The sequence below is a fragment of the Thauera sedimentorum genome (genome assembly GCF_014489115.1).
Taxonomy (GTDB): Bacteria; Pseudomonadota; Gammaproteobacteria; order Burkholderiales; family Rhodocyclaceae; genus Pseudothauera; species Pseudothauera sedimentorum.
Map to the genome: position 1 here is coordinate 92012 of NZ_JACTAH010000002.1, position 17939 is coordinate 109950.

Genomic DNA, 17939 nt, shown 5'->3' on the forward strand with positions numbered 1-17939 from the left:
CATTCCTCATTGAATCCCAGTGCGCATGAGCATCGAATTCCTCATCAATTGCACCCCGCAGGAAACGCGGGTGGCCCTGGTCGAACAGGGCGTGGTCCAGGAACTGCACGTCGAACGCACCGCCAGTCGCGGCATCGTCGGCAACATCTATCTCGGCAAGGTGGCCCGCGTGCTGCCCGGCATGCAGTCGGCCTTCATCGACATCGGCCTGGAGCGCACCGCCTTCCTGCACGTGGCCGACATCTGGAGCGAGCGCCAGCACGGCGAGGCCGCCAAGCCGATCGAGCGCATCCTGTCCGAGGGCCAGAACCTCACCGTACAGGTGCTCAAGGACCCGATCGGCACAAAGGGCGCGCGCCTGTCCACCCAGGTCAGCATCGCCGGGCGCATGCTGGTGTACCTGCCGCAGGAAAAGCACATCGGCATCTCGCAGCGCATCGAGGACGAAGCCGGGCGCGAAGCGCTGCGCGAGCGCCTGACCCGCCTGGTCCCGGCCGACGAACCCGGCGGCTTCATCGTGCGCACCATGGCCGAGTCCGCCACCGACGACGAGCTCGCAGCCGACATCGCCTACCTGCGCAAGCTGTGGGGCGAGATCCAGGCGCGCAGCACCGGCGCCCATCCGCCGCGCGTGCTGTACGAAGACCTCAACCTGGGCCAGCGCGCGCTGCGCGACCTGGTGGACGACGACACCGGGCGCATCGTCATCGACTCGCGGGAGAACTTCCAGAAGCTCACCGCCTTCGCCCAGGAATACATGCCCAAGGTGCTGCCGCTGCTCGAGCACTACACCGGCGAGCGTCCGCTGTTCGACCTGCACAGCGTCGAGGACGAGATCCAGAAGGCGCTCGCCCGCCGCGTCGAGCTCAAGTCCGGCGGCTACCTGATCATCGACCAGACCGAAGCGATGACCACGGTGGACGTGAACACCGGCGGCTTCGTCGGCGCGCGCAACTTCGACGACACCATCTTCAAGACCAACCTGGAGGCGGCCCAGGCCATCGCCCGCCAGCTGCGCCTGCGCAACCTGGGCGGCATCATCATCATCGACTTCATCGACATGGAAACCGTCGAGCACCGCGAGATGGTGCTCGAGGAGTTCCGCAAGGCGCTGTCGCGCGATCACACCAAGATGAGCATCAACGGCTTCACCGCGCTCGGCCTGGTGGAGATGACCCGCAAGCGCACCCGCGAGTCGCTCGCCCACCTGCTGTGCGAGCCCTGCCCCACCTGCGGCGGGCGCGGCGAGGTGAAGACCGCGCGCACGGTGTGCTACGAGATCCTGCGCGAGCTGCTGCGCGAGGCGCGCCAGTTCAATGCGCGCGAGTTCCGCGTGCTGGCCGCGCCCAACGTCATCGACCTGTTCCTCGACGAAGAGTCGCAGTCGCTGGCGATGCTGTCGGATTTCATCGGCAAGAAGATCTCGCTGCACCCGGAAGCCAGCTACACCCAGGAACAGTTCGACATCGTGCTGCTCTGAGCCACGCCGTGAGCCCATCGCCCCAGCATCCGTCCGCCGGCCCGGCCGAGCCCAGCCCGGCGCGCTTCGCCAATCCGCTGGCACGCGGCATCGCCGCCACCCGGCCGGCCTTCCTGCTGGTCACCCTGGTCGCCTGCCTGGTCGGGCTGGCGGTCGCCCACGGCAGCGGCGTACGGCTGGACCCGCTCACCGCTCTGGCCACCGTGCTGCTGGCCCTCGTGGCGCATGCGGCCGGCAACGTGATCAACGACTACCATGACCGCGACGCGGACCGGCTCAACACCGGCCGCCTGTTTCCCTTCACCGGCGGCAGCCGCTTCATCCAGAACGGCGTGCTCAGCGCCCGGCAGACCGCGATGCTCGGCTACGGCCTGCTGGCCGCGGTGATCCCCGGCGGGCTGTGGCTAGCCTGGAGCGCCGGCCCCGGCCTGCTGGCCATCGGTGCAGGCGGCCTGCTGGTGGCCTGGGCCTACTCCGCGCCGCCGCTCTACCTGGTGGGACGCGGCCTGGGCGAACTGTGCATCGTCGCCGCCTGGCTGCTGGTGGTGGCCGGCGCGGACTACGTGCAACGCGGCGCGTTCAGCGCCCTGCCCTTCGCGGCCGGGCTGTCCTACGCGCTACTGGTGGCCAACCTGCTGTACATCAACCAGTTTCCCGACCACGCCGGCGATGCCGCGGCCGGCAAGCGCACCCTGGTCGTGCGTCTCGGCCCGCAGGCGGCCAAGTGGGGCTACCTCGTCATCGCGCTACTGGCCTACGCCTGGCTGGTGCTGATGGTGGGCCGCGAGCTGCTGCCGCAGAAGGCGGCCGCGGCCGCCTTCACCCTGGTGCTGTCCTTCAACGCCGCCAAGCACTTGATCGACCATGCCGACGAGGCCGCCGAGCTCGCCCCCGCCATCCGCCAGACCATTGCTGCTGCCTGCGTCCACGGCCTCATCCTGACCGGCGCGCTCGCCATGGCCGAATGGCCCGGCGGGCACTGACCGCTTCCCAACCACCGCTCCCGGATACGCCACACCCATGATCGGACGACTTGCAGGCACCCTGCTGGAAAAGAACCCGCCGCAGATTCTGGTGGACGTGCACGGCGTCGGCTACGAAGTGGACGTGCCGATGAGTACCTTCTACGGACTGCCCGCCACCGGCCAGCCGGTCACCCTGCACACCCATCTCGCCATCCGCGAGGATGGCCACTTCCTCTACGGTTTCGCCTCCCAAGAAGAGCGCGCCGCCTTCCGCCAGCTGCTCAAGGTCTCCGGCATCGGCGCGCGCACCGCGCTGGCGGTGCTCTCCGGCCTCTCGGTTACCGACCTCGCCCAGGCCGTGGCGCTGCAGGAAGCCGGCCGCCTGGTGAAGGTGCCGGGCATCGGCAAGAAGACCGCCGAACGCCTGCTGCTGGAACTGCGCGACAAGCTCGGCCAGGCCCTGCCCACGCTTGCGGCGGCACGCCTGGCGTCGCCGGCATGTACCGCGCTGCCCGGCGACGCGAAGAGCGACATCCTCAACGCGCTGCTGGCACTCGGCTACAACGAACGCGAAGCGCTAGGCGCGATGAAGGGACTGGACGAGGAGGTCGGCGTATCCGACGGCATCCGCCAGGCGCTGAAGCAATTGTCCAAGGCCTGAAGAGCCCGCGCCGGCCGGGCGCTCCTGTCGAACACCTTTACACATCGATACATCGACCGAACCAGCACCAGCAACAAGCTCCTGTTTTTTAAGGTTTTTCAAAGACTGGCACGACTGATGCTCTTACAGGGCAAGCAGTCAAACCTGCAACCTGAAGACAGGAGAACGGCAATGTTCAGCACCAACACCCTTCGCAAGAACGTCCTGGCAAGCAGCCTGCTCGCCTCCGCAGCCCTGTTCACCGGGAGCGCCCAGTCCGCAGTGCTGTCGTGGGACTACGACATCCTCAGCGGCTTCACCCAGTCGACCATCGGCGGCGCGACGACCAACTATCCCGATCCGGGCGTTGACATCCTGTCCTGGGGCACCTCGACCGGTTCCGGCCAGAGCTCGCTCGTGGTGAACAACCCCGAGATTGTCGGCGCCTCGGTGGACACCTTCATCGGCGGCGGCATGCCCCCCGCTGCGCCTCCCTACCTGGGTTTCAGCACCTCGCTCACCCACAACAACAACCCGATCACCGGCAACTCGCTGACCTCCGCGACCCTGCGCGCACAGGTCACCCTGACGCCGACCAACCCGGCCGGCGGTGCGCTGCCCGACCAGATCACCTCCTTCGACATCTCCTTCGCCGAGACCCCCAACGTAGCCAACTGCGGCTTCCCCTCGACCAGCAACTGCGACGACATCTTCGTGCTGCTCGGCGGTCTGTTGAACCAGAGCTTCCAGTACGACGCCGGCGACGGTGACGGCCTGCTGACCTACTTCGTGAACATCTTCCCGATCACCGGCGGGGTATTGAGCGTCCTCTCCAACGCAAGCTGCGCGGCGGCTGGCGAAGCTCCGGGTTGTATCGGCTTCCAGACCCAGGAGAACCAGTCGACCACCCTGGCCTTCGGCTTCACCATCTCCACCGAACCGCTGGGCGTGCCCGAGCCCGGCATGCTCGCCCTGCTCGGCATCGGCCTCGCCGGCCTGGGAGCGATGCGCAGGCGTCGCGTCTGAACAAGAATCACACCCTCGGTGCAGCACCGTTCGGGGAGCCTCGTGCTCCCCGTTTTCTTTTCCCGCAGCTGTCGGAGGATTTGACGTCTGCCTTCGGCTAAACTTCGGCCCATGATCGAAACCGACAAGTTGGCCGCCCCACGGCTCCTCTCCGCGCAACCGACCGACCGCCAGGAAGACGCCATAGAGCGGGCGCTGCGCCCCAAGCACCTGGCCGATTACGTCGGTCAGCAGAAGATCCGGGAGCAGCTGGAGATCTTCATCACCGCGGCGCGCAACCGCAGCGAAGCGCTCGACCATGTGCTGCTGTTCGGCCCGCCCGGCCTGGGCAAGACCACGCTGGCACACATCGTCGCCGCCGAGATGGGCGTGAACCTGCGCCAAACGTCCGGCCCGGTGCTGGAGCGCGCCGGCGACCTGGCCGCCTTGCTCACCAACCTCGAACCGCACGACGTGCTGTTCATCGACGAGATCCATCGTCTGTCGCCGGTGGTCGAGGAGATCCTCTACCCGGCGCTGGAGGATTTCCAGATCGACATCATGATCGGCGAAGGTCCGGCCGCGCGCTCGGTCAAGCTCGACCTGCCGCCCTTCACCCTGGTGGGCGCGACCACCCGCGCCGGCATGCTCACCAACCCGCTGCGTGACCGCTTCGGCATCGTCTCGCGCCTCGAGTTCTACACGCCCGGGGAACTGGGCTACATCGTCGGCCGCTCCGCCGGCCTGCTCAACGTGACGATCGACGAAGCCGGCGCCTTCGAGATCGCCCGGCGCGCACGGGGCACGCCCCGCATCGCCAACCGCCTGCTGCGCCGGGTGCGCGACTACGCCGAGGTCAAGGCCGGCGGACAGATCACCGCCGAGGTTGCCGATGCGGCACTCACCATGCTGGACGTGGACCATCTGGGACTCGACCTGATGGACCGCAAGCTGCTCGGCGCCATGCTGGAGAAGTTCGGCGGCGGCCCGGTCGGCCTGGACAACCTCGCCGCGTCGGTCGGGGAATCCGCCGACACCATCGAGGACGTGCTCGAGCCCTACCTGATCCAGCAGGGCTACCTGCAGCGCACGCCGCGCGGACGAATGGCCACTCCGGCGATCTGGCAGCACTTCGGGCTGAATCCGCCGCGCGCCGGGGGCCCCGGCCTGTTCGACGGCTGAAGGGCATGGGCACGACGCTGCAGTTGCTGCTCGCGGGCGCCGTCGTGCTGCTCTTCGGCTGGCAGATGAAGCGCGGCCGTAGCCGGCAGCGCGCCGCCTACCTGGCGGATTACGACTTCGCCCGCCTGCTCGACCGCCGCCTAGCCCTGCGTCGCCCGCAACTGGACGCCGCGCAGCGCCGCCTGGTGTTCGACGGCCTGCGCCAGTGGTTCGCGCTGTGCCAGCACAAGGACGGCCGGCGCCTGTCCATGCCCTCGCAGGCGGTGGACGATGCCTGGCACGAGTTCATCCTGTTCACCCGCAACTATGCGCAGTTCTGCCAACGCGCGCTGGGCCGCTTCCTGCACCACGTGCCGGCCGAGGCGATGAGCTCGCCCACTCAGGCGCAACGCGGCATCCGCGCCACGTGGCAGCTGGCCTGCCGCGCCGAAGGCATCGCCCCGGACCGCCCAAGCCACCTGCCGCTGCTGTTCGCGCTCGACGCACAACTGGGGCTGGCCGACGGCTTCCACTACAGCCTCGACTGCCGCGACACACGCGCCGCCGGCGGCGCACCCTACTGCGCCAGCCATATCGGATGCGGCAGCGGTTGCAGTTCGGACAGCTGCGGGGACAGCGGGGGCAGCAGTTGTGGCGGGGGCTGCGGCGGCGACTGACGCATGCGCACTTTCCAGGCCTTTGTCATCCTGCTGTGCGTATTCTCCGGCGCCTGGCTGCTGAGCGGGCCGGAGTTCTACATGCCCGGACGGCACGATCCCGCTTACGGCATGTACTTCAGCGGCCTGTCCTCGCGCCTGCTCGGTCTCGGCCTGCTGTCGCTCGCCTGGGCGGGCTTCAGCGTCAAGCGCTATGCCGGGCGCGGCAGCGGCAAGCCGCCACCGCATCGCTGGCAGGTGCGCTACTTCCTCACCCTGATGCTGACCCTGGCGCTGATCGGCACCGCCTACTACCTGGGCGAGGCCGGGCCCGCGCCGCATCTGCGCATCGAGAGCGGCGCGGTCTCCTGAACGGCAGCCGCTCAGCCGCCGGAGCAGCCGCAGCCACCGCCACCCCCGCCGCAGCCGCCGCCCACCGGCGCACTCTCGGCCGGGGCCTGCTTCTGTTCGCGCGGAGAGAGACAGATGGAGAAGTCGATGACGATGTTGCCCGGGTCGCGGGCCACGTACTCGATGCTGACCTGGTCGCCGTAGCGCTGGCGGATCTGGCCGAGCAGCGGCAAGGGATCGTGGTCGTTGACGAAACGCATGGTCTCGCCGTCCATCAGGGCTTCCAGCGCACCGAAAATGGCCGCATGGCGGAAGCGCTTGGCGACGCCGCGGGCATCGAAGGGGAAAACGGATTCGTTGAACAGGGGCAGTTCGCTCATGGATTCTCTCTCCTGGAGTCGGGGGACGCCCGCCCGCTTGGCGGGGCGTGACGCTGCGACGCATCGTATGGATGCGCGCCCCCTACCGCCTTGAGCCAGAACAAGAATCCGCGGACGGCGCTCAGCCGATCTGGCAGGCCAGCCCCTTGAGATACTCGCCCTCGGGTACCGCCAGCCCCACCGGGTGGTCGGCCGCGGCCGACAGGCGATGGATGATGCGCGCATCCACGCCGGCATCGATCGCCGCGCCGGCGACGATCTTCTGGAACAGTTCCAGCCCCACGCCGCCGGAGCAGGAATAGCTCATCAGGATGCCGCCGGGGTTCAGCAAGCGAAAACCCAGCAGGTTGATGTCCTTGTAGGCGCGCGCGGCGCGATCGGCGTGCGCGGCCGAAGGCGCGAACTTGGGCGGGTCGAGCACGATCAGGTCGAACTTGCGGCCCTCGGCGCGCAGCGCGCGCAGCGCCTGGAAGACGTCGTCCTCGCGCCATTCGGCGCGCGCCGCGTCGAGCTTTGGATTGAGCGCCAGATTGCGCTGCGCGACCGCCAGCGCCGGGCCCGAGGAGTCGATCGACAGCACGCCGGCCGCGCCGCCGGCCAGCGCCTGCAGCGAGAAGCCGCCGGTATAGCAGAAGCAGTTGAGCACCTGGCGGCCGGCCGCCAGCTGTCCGGTAAGCAGGCGGTTGTCGCGCTGATCCAGGTAGAAGCCCGTCTTGTGTCCGCCGGCCACGTCCACTTCCATGGTGACGCCGTTCTCGACGATGGTCAGCGGGCCTTCCGGCAGTTCGCCATGGACGCAGCCGGCCACCGGCTGCAGGCCTTCCAGGCCGCGCACCTCGGAATCGGAGCGCTCATACACCGCCACGCAGCCGGTCGCCTGCACCAGGGCGCCGACGATGGCCGTGCGCCACTTGTCGGCGCCGGCGCTGGTGAGCTGCACCACCACCACCGCGCCGTAGCGGTCGGCGATGACCCCGGGGAGGCCGTCGGATTCGCCATGGATCAGGCGCATGCCGGCCTGTCCGGCGAGCAGCGGATGGGCCGCACGGCGCGCGACCGACTCGGCCACCTTGCGCTTGAAGAAGGCGTGATCGATGGCGACCTCAGGATCGAAGCTCCACACCCGCGCGCGAATCTGCGAGGCGGGCGACCAGGCCGCACGCGCCAGCACCCGGCCATCGGCCGCGCAGACATCCACGGTGTCGCCCGCACGCGCGCGGCCGTCGAGCTCCGCCACCGAACCGGCGAATATCCACGGATGACGGCGCATGAGCGAGCGCTCCTTGCCGGGCTTGAGTATGAGTCGGGCCATGATCGAACAGCCTGCAAAGGGGGAAGGCGCCAGAGTCTACCCGCTAGCCCGCATTTCTCACACTGGCACGTCACGAGGGGGTCAAGGCGCCGCCGTGGTGCGCCGCACGGAGCGAGCGACGCCGAAGGCCTAGCTGACACTACGTCGAAGTGGCGTGAGCGAGTACGGCGTGCCGCGGCGAGCGTATCGGCACCCGCAGCAGGGGCTGTGTGAGAAATGCGGGCCAGGACCTCGCCCGGCCATCGCAGCGGCTCAACGACGGCCGCGGATATGGATGGCCAACAGGTCGCGGCGCAGGCTCAGCAGGCTGCGCAGCGCCTCGACCACCGGCGCCGACAGGTGCCGGGTGGTGGCCTCGTGGCCTTCGAGGCGCTCCAACAGGGCATCGAAGTCGCCGCATTCGACGCCCTCATCATCACAGATCGCGAGCACCTCGCTCTCCAGGATCTCGATGATGCGGCGAGCCTGCGGCTCCATCTCGGCGCTTTACTGCCTCATCAGGCGACGCGCGCGGTCGGCAATGGCAAGCAGTTCAGGCAACTCGCGCGAGAACAGCACCTCGCCGAACTTTGCCAGCGCATCGGAGCTTATGTAGAGGTGGCCATTGCGCCGCCGGTTGATCCAGCCGAGTTCGGTCAGCCGGGCAATCTTGCGCCGCACGGTCTCACGCGGCAGGCCGGTGGCGGCAGCAATGGAATAGGCGTTGCACGGCCGCAGGTCACGCACGCCGCAAAGCTCTACGCCGTCCTCATTGGCCGCGGACTCCTTGACCTCGCGCCCGTTCTCGAGCTCGCCGAGGTTGTGCAGGGCGATCTCGCCCAACAGGATGGGGAGCAGGATGTCGCGCTCGAATTCATCGAAGATGCGTTTGAGGTTGCGCACCTCGTAGCGCGCAAGGAGAAGCGCGACTGCACGGAAGATACGCTGCGCCTCGGCGCGTGACTGCTCGTCCTGGTTGCCGTCTGTGCGGCGTGCTGGGGTATTGGTTGTTGTCATGTTTTCCCGCTCCCTCTTCCCCGTACGCAGGGCCTCCCGGGCTAGGATCTCATCTCAGTGTTTTTTACCGAGAATACCCTACGACTATTAGCACAGCTTGATCTTCAATCCCCAAAATGGGGAGCAGTTCACGAGCGCTACTGCCTTGGGGTCACTTGCCCTGATCACGCCTTCTGGCGCGCGGATGCGCCGCGTCGTACACCTTTGCCAGATGCTGGAAATCCAGGTGCGTATAGACCTGCGTACTCTGTATGCTGGCATGCCCGAGCAGTTCCTGCACGGCGCGCAGATCCCCGCTCGACTGCAGCAGATGGCTGGCGAAGCTGTGGCGCAGCATGTGTGGATGGACGTGCACGCCCAGGCCCGCTTCGCGCGCCCAGCGTGCGAGCCGGCTGCGGATCGCCCCCGCCCCCAGCCGCGCGCCGCGCCGGCTGACGAACAGCGCCTGCTCGCCGGCCATCGCCATCGCCGGGCGCTGGACCAGCCACTCGCGCAGGGCCGCCACCGCCTTGCCGCCCACCGGCACGCTGCGGGTCTTGCCGCGTTTGCCGGTCACGGTGATCAGGCCCTCCTCGAGATCCGCTGCAAGGCTCAGGTTCAAGCCCGCCAGCTCAGCCAGGCGCAGGCCCGAGGAGTAGAACAGCTCGAACATCGCACGGTCGCGCACTGCCAGCACGCCGTCGTCGGCATCCGCGTCGAGCAGCATCTGGGCCTGGTCGGGCGACAGCGCCTTGGGCAGTCTCCTGGGGGCGCGCGGCGAGCGTACGCCCTCGGCGGGATTGGCCGCCAGTCCGCGATGACGCACCAGCCAACGGAACAGGCCGCGCCATGCCGACAGCCGACGCGCGATCGAGCGTCCGCCCAGGCCTTCGCCGTGCAGGCGGGCAACGAACACGCGTATGTCATGAGCGCCGAGCGTTTCGGGCGGGCGCCCTCCGGCCAGGCGCTGCAGCGCGGCGAGGTCCCGCCGGTAGTTCTCCAGGGTGAGCCTTGCCGCCCGCCGCTGGCTGTCCAGCCAGTCGAGGTAGGCGGTCATGCACTCCGGCAACTCGACGGCTGCCTCGCCCACGAGGTCTATCCGAGTTGCCGCAGCAGGGCGGTGGACACCAGTTCACCGATGCGGCCGAGATAGAGCGTGCCCATGCCGGAATAAAAGCGTTCGGCCTCTTCGCTGCCGAGCGCAAGCAGGCCGAACACTTGAGCACCGCGACGCAAGGGCACCAGCGCCACCGAACGCACGTGCGGAGCCGCCTCACCGAACCAGCCGACCACCTCGATATTACCCGGCGCCCCACAGTAAGGCTGGCGCAGGTCGCCCGCGTAGAAGCGTACCGCTTCGCTGACCTCGGCGAAGTCCTCGCCATCGTGGGTGATCACGCTGTTCCAGATGCGCAGCGACACATGCGGAACCGCGAAATCCTCCCGCAGGTGATGGAAGAGCACATGGCGTAAACCGTCGAACTCGGCAGAGTCGAGCAAGGCCACGCTGAAACGGTGCACCTTTTCGCCGATTTCGTCGTTCTCCTCGCCAAAGCGGATCAGTTCGGCGAGCTTGTGCTCCAGCTGGCGGATCTTGTCGCGCAGGGCGTGCAACTGGCGCTCGGCCAGCGATATCGCCTGCCCGCCATGTGGATGCGGCACAGTGAGTTCGGTGAACAGCTCGCCATGCTGGGCGAGGAAGTCGGGATTCTGCTTCAGATAGCGAGCAACGTCGTCGGCGTTCATCGGTTGTTGGCTCCTGTCGCGCGGTCGCCCGCAGGCGCGCTCCGGCGAGTTATGAACAGGGGTGTCAGGCAAGCGCCAGCTCGCCTTCGAAGACGGTCACCGCCGGGCCGGTCATCATGACCGGCGCGCCGATCCCCGCCCAGGCAATCTCCAGTTTGCCACCGAGGGTTTCCACGCGTACCGGCGAAACCAGCAGCCCGCGCAGGACGCCCGCAACCACCGCGGCACACGCGCCAGAGCCGCAGGCCAGCGTCTCGCCCGCACCGCGCTCGTAGACCCGCAGGCGGATGTGCGAAGGCGACACCACCTGCATGAAGCCAGCGTTAACCCGGGCGGGGAAGCGCGCATGGCCTTCGATCAGCGGCCCCTGTGCGGCCACTGGCGCCGCATCGACATCCGCGACCACCTGCACCGCGTGCGGGTTGCCCATCGACACCGCGGTGACCGGCACCATGGTGCCGCCTACGTCCAGCGGCTGCACGACCGCATCGGAATCGGAGATGAAGGGAATGCGCGCCGGCTCGAGCACCGGCACGCCCATATCCACGGTCACCAGACCGTTGTCTTCCAGGCGCGGGGCGATGATGCCGGAGCGGGTCTCGACGCGGATCTCGCGCTTGGCGGTCAGGCCCTTCTCATGCACGAAACGCACGAAGCAGCGCGCGCCGTTGCCGCACTGCTCCACCTCCCCGCCGTCGGCGTTGAAGATGCGGTAGCGGAAGTCCACGCCCGCCTGGCTGGGCGGCTCGACCACCAGCAGCTGGTCGCAGCCCACACCGAAATGGCGGTCGGCGATGTGGCGCACGCGCTCCGGCGTAAGCTCGACCGGCTCGTGGGTGGCATCGATGACCACGAAGTCGTTGCCGAGGCCGTGCATCTTGGTGAAGCGCATCGTCATGAATGGTGCATCTCGAGGACAATTCGCGGATTGTCCTCCAGCGGCTGCGGCGCGTCCACCGCGGTCCCCTCGTGCGAGAATCCGCCTCCATGAACAGACCGCCCGCCACCATACCGCTGACTGCCTGGCTGCTCGGCCTGCCGGGCCTGGCCTGCCTCGCGGCCGGCGTCGTCCTGCTGGCCTTCGATTTCGGCGCGCTGCATCCGCTGCTGGGCGGTGCGGGTGCCGGCCTGGCGCTGCTGGTTTCGGCCATCGCCCTGCTCGGCAGCGCGGCCTTTCCGCTGGTGCTGCGGCGCCTGGCCGAACGCGACCTGCCCGCCGGCGATCAGTAGGGCCGGGGCTCACCCTCCGGCCGCGTCTTGAAGCGGCGATGCACCCAGTAGTACTGCTCGGGCATGCTGCGGATGACCTCTTCCACCCAGCGGTTCATGCGCGCGGTGTCCGCTTCGACGTCCGCGGTGGGAAAGTCCGCCCACGGCTCACCGAACTCCACCCGGTAGCCCTGCCCGCCGGGCAGCATGCGGGTGACGCAGGGCACCACCGCGGCGCCCGCCAGGCGCGACAGGCGCGACAGGCCGGTGATGGTGGCCGCGGGTACGCCGAAGAAAGGCACGAAGATCGAGTCCTTGCGGCGGTAATCCATGTCCGGCAGGTAATAGAAGGGGCGCCCGGCCTTCATGGCCTTCACCGTGGCGCGCGCGCCGTCCTCGCGGGCGAGCAACAGCTGGTCGCCGAAGCGGCTGCGCCCGTGCAGGAACCAGCGGTCGAACACCGGGTTCTTCTGCCGCGCGTAGATGCTGACGATGTCGAAGGACATCGTGACCCGCGTGCCGCCCATGTCCAGGCCGACGAAATGCGGCGCCAGCAGGATCACCGGCCGGCCGGCGGTGAGCAACTCGCGCAGCCGCTGGTCGCCGTCGAAGCGCACCACGCGCTCGATGCGGGCGCGCGGCGCCCACCACAGCAGGCTGCGCTCGAGCAGGCTGCGGCCGAGCACGTGGAAATGGCGGCGGGCCAGGGCGCGGCGTGCGGCATCGTCGAGCTCGGTAAAGCACAGGCGCAGGTTGGTCAGGACGACATGGCGACGCCCGCGCGCGAAGCGGAACAGCAATTCGCCAAGCGCCACACCCAGCGGCGCCAGCACCGGCAGGGGCAGCCAGTGCAGCAGCCACAGCAGCGCCACGCCCACGCGGCTGGCGGCACGGGCGAGCACGCCGCTCCCCTCCTCATCGCGCTTGCGGCGGCTCAAGCGAAACCCCTCTTTCCGACCGACAACTGGCTCATGCGCGCACCGCCGGCGCATCCGGCGCGGCCACGCCCTTGGGCCGCTTGTAGCGGTCATAGCCCCACAGGTACTGCGCCGGACAGGCCAGGATCAGGCGCTCGATCTCGCGGTTGATGGTGGCGCAACGGGCCTCCAGTTCGCCCTCCAGCGCTTCCACCCCCTCGCTGAAACGCAGCGCGAAGCCTTCGCCGCGCGGCAGGCGTTCGGCCCACACGTAGAGCACGCACACGCCCTTGACCTCGGCCATGCGCGCGGCCAGGGTCATGGTCCATGCGGGCCGGCCGAAGAATGGCGCCCACACGCCCTCGCCCACGCCGGGCGCCTGGTCGGGCAGCATGCCCACCGCCTCGTGGCTGCGCAGCGTCTTGACCAGCTTGCGCACCCCGGACAGGTCCGCCGGGGCGGTCTTCATCTGCCCGCGCGCGCGCCCGGCCTCCATCAGCGGCTGCAGGACGGCCTTGCGCGGTGGCCGGTAGAGCACGGTGATCGGCGTGCGGCTGGCGATGTACTGCGCGGTGATCTCGAAGCAACCGAGGTGGGGGGTGAGGAACAACAGGCCGCGGCCTTCGGCCAACGCCGCATCCACCAGCTCCCAACCCTCCACGCGACGCACGCCGGCCACCACCTCGTCGGCAGTACGCAGCCACACCCAGGGCAGTTCCAGCGCCTGCCGGCCGGCCTCGCGCGCCGCCTGCCGCACAAGCGCGGGGTCGTCCCGCCCGATGGCGAGCGCGAGGTTGTCATGCAGGCGGCGGCGATAGCCGGCGTCCACGCGGTACACCAGCCAGCCGGCCCAGCCGCCCAGCAGGTGGAGCACCCGCAGGGGCAGGCGCGAAAGCATGCGGAACAACAGCTTGGTGATCACGGTCTAGGTGGGTGGCGGATTTGACCGCCAAGACTGAAAGCTTATAATTATCGCCCAGCCGCCGAGTTAATACGACAACTTGCAGGGCGGCCGCCGGCCTCGACCGGCACAGAAATACTGCTAAAGCGTCAGCTGCTCGTGAAATCCCCGGAGCCGGCCGCGACGCCAGAAGCACCGGGGATTTTTTCATTTGCTCAGGAGCAGTGCATGTCCAGCGAATTCCTCTTCACCTCCGAATCGGTCTCCGAAGGCCATCCCGACAAGGTCGCCGACCAGGTCTCGGACGGCGTGCTCGACGCCATCCTGGCCGACGACCCGCACGCCCGCGTGGCCTGCGAGACGCTGGTATCCACCGGCCTGGTGGTGATCTCCGGCGAGATCACCACCACCGCGCACCCGAACTACCGCGAGATCGCCCAGGACGTCATCCGCCGCATCGGCTACGACAGTTCCGACATCGGCTTCGACTACAAGAGCTGCGCGGTGCTGGCGGCAATCAACCGCCAGTCGCCGGACATCGCCCAAGGCGTGAACGAGGGCGAAGGCCTGGATCTCGACCAGGGTGCCGGCGACCAGGGCCTGATGTTCGGCTACGCGACCAACGAAACCCCCAGCCTGATGCCGCTGCCGATCTACTACGCGCACCGCATCATGCAGCGCCAGGCCGAAGTGCGTAAGGACGGCCGCCTGCCGTGGCTGCGCCCGGACGCCAAGAGCCAGCTCACCGTGAAGTACGTGGACGGCAAGCCGGTGGCGATCGACACCGTGGTGGTGTCCACCCAGCACAGCCCGGAGGTCTCCCACGCGCAGATTTCCGAGGCGGTGATCGAGGAGATCATCAAGCCGGTCCTCCCCGCCGAGCTGATGGCCGGCGAGGTGCGCTACCTGATCAACCCGACCGGCCGTTTCGTCATCGGCGGCCCGCACGGCGACTGCGGCCTGACCGGGCGCAAGATCATCGTCGACACCTATGGCGGCGCGGCCCACCACGGCGGCGGCGCGTTCTCCGGCAAGGACCCCTCCAAGGTCGACCGCTCGGCAGCCTACGCCGGCCGCTACGTGGCCAAGAACGTGGTCGCCGCCGGCCTGGCCGACAAGTGCGAGGTGCAGGTGGCCTACGCGATCGGCGTGGCCAAGCCGGTCAGCCTGATGGTCAACACCTTCGGCACCGGCAAGATCAGCGACGAGAAGATCGTCGAGCTGATCCGTGCGCACTTCGACCTGCGCCCCAAGGCCATCATCCAGACCCTGGACCTGCTGCGCCCGATCTATTCCAAGACCGCCGCCTATGGCCACTTCGGCCGCGACGAGCCGGAATTCACCTGGGAGCAGACCGACAAGGCCGCCGCGCTGCGTGCCGACGCCGGGCTGTAAGGGTGTAAGCAACTGCAAGGGCCGCTCCGCCCGGGCGGCCCTTGCTATTCTTGCGCCAGGCCGGCCTTCACTTCCTTGAACCCGTAGTTGCCCATGCTAGACCACGTCATCCTGCTCGCTCTCGGTCTCGTCATCCTCGTCATCGGCGCCGACCTCATGGTGCGCGGCGCCTCGCGCCTGGCCGTGTCGATGGGCATCTCGCCGCTGGTCGTCGGCCTCACCGTGGTCGCTTTCGGCACCAGCGCGCCGGAACTGGCGGTGTCGGTGGGGGCCACGCTCTCGGGCTCGCCGGACCTGGCCATCGGCAACGTGGTCGGCAGCAACATCGCCAACATCCTGCTGATCCTCGGCATTTCGGCGCTGATCACCCCGCTGGTGGTCGCCGAGCAGATCATCCGCCAGGAAATCCCCATCATGATCGGCGCCTCCCTGCTGCTGGTGGTGATGGCCCTGGACGGCGGCATCAGCCGCTTCGAGGGCGGCGTGCTGTTCGCGCTGGTCGTGGCCTACACCGTGTTCCTGATCCGCCAGTCGCGCAGCGCCTCGAAGGCGGCGGAGGACGAGTTCGCCAGCGAGATCCCCACCTCGAACTGGGACCGCCACTGGAGCGTGCAGCTCGCGCTCATCGTCGTCGGCCTGGGTTTGCTGGTGCTCGGCGCCGACTGGCTGGTGGACAGCGCGGTGGCGCTGGCCAAGGCCTTCGGGGTGAGCGATCTGGTGATCGGCCTGACCATCGTCGCAGTCGGCACCTCGATGCCGGAAGTGGCCACCTCGGTGGTCGCCGCCCTGCGCGGCCAGCGCGACATCGCGGTGGGCAACGTGGTGGGCAGCAACGTGTTCAACATCTTCGCGGTCATCGGCGCCACCGGACTGGTGTCCTCGGCCGGCATCCCGGTGCCGGAAGCCGCGCGCAACTTCGACCTGTGGGTGATGCTCGCCGTGGCCTTCGCCTGCCTGCCCATCCTGATGACCGGACGCGAGATCGCGCGCTGGGAGGGCGGGGTGTTCCTCGGCTATTACGCCGCCTACACCGCCTGGCTGGTACTGTCCGCCCAGCAGCACACGGTGCTGCCGGCCTTCTCCGGCGTCATGCTCGGCTACGTGATGCCGCTGACCGTGATCACCCTGATCGTCTCGGTGGTACGCCACAACGGACACACGTCCAGGGACTGAACCCGGATCGTACCGCTCGCGGCCGCGCGCCGCGGGGTATAATCCACCCCTCTTTTCCGAGGAGCGCTGCGAGGCGCCGCATTCGCCGGCCCCCAGGCTCGGAAAGCCGCCAGCCCCGCGCTGCGGCCGCTTGAACGGCGCTCACCCGAAGCACCCCCGCGGTGTTTCGCTTCTCAACCCTGCCGGGTTGGGGATGCCGGGTGAGCCGCACGCGATTCTCTCCCCCTCCCCCCCGGCCATAGCATGGAGAAATTCATGAACGCTGTGGCTGATTTCAAGGACTACGTGATTGCCGACCTGTCGCTCGCCGACTGGGGTCGCAAGGAAATCCGCATTGCCGAAACCGAGATGCCTGGCCTGATGGCGATCCGCGAGGAGTACGCCGCCAGCCAGCCGCTCAAGGGCGCGCGCATCACCGGTTCGCTGCACATGACCATCCAGACCGCGGTGCTGATCGAGACGCTCACCGCGCTGGGCGCCGAGGTGCGCTGGGCCTCGTGCAACATCTTCTCCACCCAGGACCACGCCGCCGCGGCGATCGCCGCCGACGGCATTCCGGTGTTCGCGGTCAAGGGCGAGTCGCTGGAAGACTACTGGGAATACACCCACCGCATCTTCGAGTGGCCGGACGGTGGCTACAGCAACATGATCCTGGACGACGGCGGCGACGCCACCCTGCTGCTGCACCTGGGCGCAAAGGCCGAGAAGGATCTGTCGGTGCTGGACAAGCCGGACAGCGAGGAAGCCACCGTGCTGTTCGCCAGCATCCGCAAGAAGCTGCAGAGCGACCCGACCTGGTACTCCACCCGCCTGGCGCAGGTGAAGGGCGTCACCGAGGAGACCACCACCGGCGTGCACCGCCTGTACCAGATGCACGCGCGCGGCGAGCTGAAGTTCCCGGCGATCAACGTCAATGACTCGGTCACCAAGAGCAAGTTCGACAACCTCTACGGCTGCCGCGAATCGCTGGTCGACGGCATCAAGCGCGCCACCGACGTGATGATCGCCGGCAAGATCGGCGTGGTGCTGGGCTACGGCGACGTGGGCAAGGGCTGCGCGCAGTCGCTGCGCGGCCTGGGCGCAACCGTGTGGGTCACCGAGATCGACCCGATCTGCGCCCTGCAGGCTGCGATGGAAGGCTACCGCGTGGTCACCATGGACGAGGCCGCCGCCCTGGGCGACATCTTCGTCACCACCACCGGCAACGTCGGGGTGATCAACCACGGCCACATGAAGGCGATGAAGAACAACGCCATCGTGTGCAACATCGGCCACTTCGATTCCGAGATCGAAGTCGCCAGCCTGCGCCAGTACGAGTGGGAGAACATCAAGCCGCAGGTCGATCACATCATCTTCCCCGATGGCAAGCGCATCATCCTGCTGGCCGAAGGCCGCCTGGTGAACCTGGGCTGCGCCACCGGCCACCCGAGCTTCGTGATGAGCAACTCCTTCGCCAACCAGACCCTGGCGCAGATTGAACTGTTCACGCGCACGAGCGACTATCCGGTAGGGGTGTACGTGCTGCCGAAGAAGCTGGACGAGATGGTCGCCCGTCTGCACCTCAAGAAGATCGGCGCCCAGCTCACCGTGCTGAGCCAGGCGCAGGCCGACTATATCGGGGTGCCGGTGGAAGGGCCGTACAAGCCCGACCACTACCGCTACTGAGCGGCCCT

At 68.2% G+C, this 17939-nt stretch carries 20 protein-coding genes and 1 riboswitch; of the genes, 11 read left to right on the top strand and 9 right to left on the bottom strand.

The features are described from left to right. Positions 1 to 25 precede the first annotated feature (25 nt). The 7 genes from rng to IAI53_RS10200 all read left to right on the top strand — a co-directional run bounded on the left by rng (position 26) and on the right by IAI53_RS10200 (position 6279). Entirely contained in the window at positions 26 to 1480 is a 1455-nt protein-coding gene (gene rng / locus IAI53_RS10170; RefSeq protein WP_187718097.1) for a ribonuclease G, read from the top strand. An 8-nt stretch (positions 1481 to 1488) separates the two neighbouring features. Next, a complete protein-coding gene (locus IAI53_RS10175; RefSeq protein WP_187718098.1) occupies positions 1489 to 2463 on the top strand; it encodes a prenyltransferase in 975 nt (324 codons plus the stop codon). A gap of 37 nt (positions 2464 to 2500) precedes the next feature. Next, positions 2501 to 3106, top strand: coding sequence for a Holliday junction branch migration protein RuvA (gene ruvA / locus IAI53_RS10180; protein ID WP_187718099.1), 606 nt, complete (start codon positions 2501 to 2503; stop codon positions 3104 to 3106). 171 nt (positions 3107 to 3277) lie between these two features. Further along, positions 3278 to 4111: a THxN family PEP-CTERM protein gene (locus IAI53_RS10185; RefSeq protein ID WP_187718100.1), complete on the top strand. Its 834-nt coding sequence runs from the start codon at positions 3278 to 3280 to the stop codon at positions 4109 to 4111. A 111-nt stretch (positions 4112 to 4222) separates the two neighbouring features. Then, a complete protein-coding gene (gene ruvB / locus IAI53_RS10190) occupies positions 4223 to 5272 on the top strand; it encodes a Holliday junction branch migration DNA helicase RuvB (RefSeq protein WP_187718101.1) in 1050 nt (349 codons plus the stop codon). A 5-nt stretch (positions 5273 to 5277) separates the two neighbouring features. Further along, positions 5278 to 5928 carry a glycine-rich domain-containing protein gene (locus IAI53_RS10195; protein ID WP_187718102.1) on the top strand — a complete coding sequence of 217 codons (651 nt, stop codon included), beginning with the start codon at positions 5278 to 5280 and terminating at the stop codon, positions 5926 to 5928. A 3-nt stretch (positions 5929 to 5931) separates the two neighbouring features. Further along, entirely contained in the window at positions 5932 to 6279 is a 348-nt protein-coding gene (locus IAI53_RS10200) for a hypothetical protein (protein ID WP_187718103.1), read from the top strand. An 11-nt stretch (positions 6280 to 6290) separates the two neighbouring features. Here IAI53_RS10200 and IAI53_RS10205 read toward each other — a convergent pair whose 3' ends face one another. From IAI53_RS10205 to dapF, 7 genes are all read right to left on the bottom strand, one after another. Next, complete coding sequence (locus IAI53_RS10205; RefSeq protein ID WP_187718104.1) at positions 6291 to 6638, bottom strand: DUF2249 domain-containing protein; 348 nt, start codon at positions 6636 to 6638, stop codon at positions 6291 to 6293. 121 nt (positions 6639 to 6759) lie between these two features. Next, on the bottom strand, positions 6760 to 7950 hold the full coding sequence (locus IAI53_RS10210) for a class I SAM-dependent rRNA methyltransferase (RefSeq protein WP_187718105.1): 1191 nt from the start codon (positions 7948 to 7950) through the stop codon (positions 6760 to 6762). A gap of 252 nt (positions 7951 to 8202) precedes the next feature. After that, entirely contained in the window at positions 8203 to 8427 is a 225-nt protein-coding gene (locus IAI53_RS10215) for a hypothetical protein (protein WP_187718106.1), read from the bottom strand. Between the two features lie 9 nt (positions 8428 to 8436). After that, complete coding sequence (locus IAI53_RS10220; protein WP_225433294.1) at positions 8437 to 8946, bottom strand: helix-turn-helix domain-containing protein; 510 nt, start codon at positions 8944 to 8946, stop codon at positions 8437 to 8439. Positions 8947 to 9097: 151 nt separating this feature from the next. Next, complete coding sequence (xerC, locus tag IAI53_RS10225; protein WP_187719391.1) at positions 9098 to 9982, bottom strand: tyrosine recombinase XerC; 885 nt, start codon at positions 9980 to 9982, stop codon at positions 9098 to 9100. A gap of 38 nt (positions 9983 to 10020) precedes the next feature. Beyond that, entirely contained in the window at positions 10021 to 10671 is a 651-nt protein-coding gene (locus IAI53_RS10230) for a DUF484 family protein (protein WP_187718107.1), read from the bottom strand. 64 nt (positions 10672 to 10735) lie between these two features. Beyond that, positions 10736 to 11569: a diaminopimelate epimerase gene (dapF, locus tag IAI53_RS10235; protein ID WP_187718108.1), complete on the bottom strand. Its 834-nt coding sequence runs from the start codon at positions 11567 to 11569 to the stop codon at positions 10736 to 10738. An 89-nt stretch (positions 11570 to 11658) separates the two neighbouring features. On the opposite strand from dapF, the gene IAI53_RS10240 reads away from it, so the two are divergent. Continuing rightward, the gene (locus IAI53_RS10240) at positions 11659 to 11901 is read left to right on the top strand and encodes a hypothetical protein (RefSeq protein ID WP_187718109.1); all 243 of its coding nucleotides are present in this window, start codon (positions 11659 to 11661) and stop codon (positions 11899 to 11901) included. Here IAI53_RS10240 and IAI53_RS10245 read toward each other — a convergent pair. Together IAI53_RS10245 and IAI53_RS10250 are read right to left on the bottom strand one after the other, a co-directional pair. Then, positions 11895 to 12818, bottom strand: coding sequence for a lysophospholipid acyltransferase family protein (locus IAI53_RS10245; protein ID WP_225433295.1), 924 nt, complete (start codon positions 12816 to 12818; stop codon positions 11895 to 11897). The two genes, IAI53_RS10240 and IAI53_RS10245, sit on opposite strands and share 7 nt — an antisense overlap. Positions 12819 to 12849: 31 nt before the next feature. Then, entirely contained in the window at positions 12850 to 13719 is an 870-nt protein-coding gene (locus IAI53_RS10250) for a lysophospholipid acyltransferase family protein (RefSeq protein WP_349771917.1), read from the bottom strand. Between the two features lie 207 nt (positions 13720 to 13926). Between IAI53_RS10250 and metK the strand changes: the two genes are divergently transcribed. The 3 genes from metK (at position 13927) to ahcY (ending at position 17931) form a co-directional block, all read left to right on the top strand. Then, complete coding sequence (metK, locus tag IAI53_RS10255) at positions 13927 to 15093, top strand: methionine adenosyltransferase (RefSeq protein ID WP_187718111.1); 1167 nt, start codon at positions 13927 to 13929, stop codon at positions 15091 to 15093. 93 nt (positions 15094 to 15186) lie between these two features. Further along, the gene (locus tag IAI53_RS10260) at positions 15187 to 16266 is read left to right on the top strand and encodes a calcium/sodium antiporter (protein ID WP_187718112.1); all 1080 of its coding nucleotides are present in this window, start codon (positions 15187 to 15189) and stop codon (positions 16264 to 16266) included. A gap of 52 nt (positions 16267 to 16318) precedes the next feature. Then, a riboswitch (S-adenosyl-L-homocysteine riboswitch) is annotated at positions 16319 to 16416 on the top strand. A gap of 105 nt (positions 16417 to 16521) precedes the next feature. After that, positions 16522 to 17931 carry an adenosylhomocysteinase gene (ahcY, locus tag IAI53_RS10265; protein ID WP_187718113.1) on the top strand — a complete coding sequence of 470 codons (1410 nt, stop codon included), beginning with the start codon at positions 16522 to 16524 and terminating at the stop codon, positions 17929 to 17931. Positions 17932 to 17939: the final 8 nt, after the last annotated feature.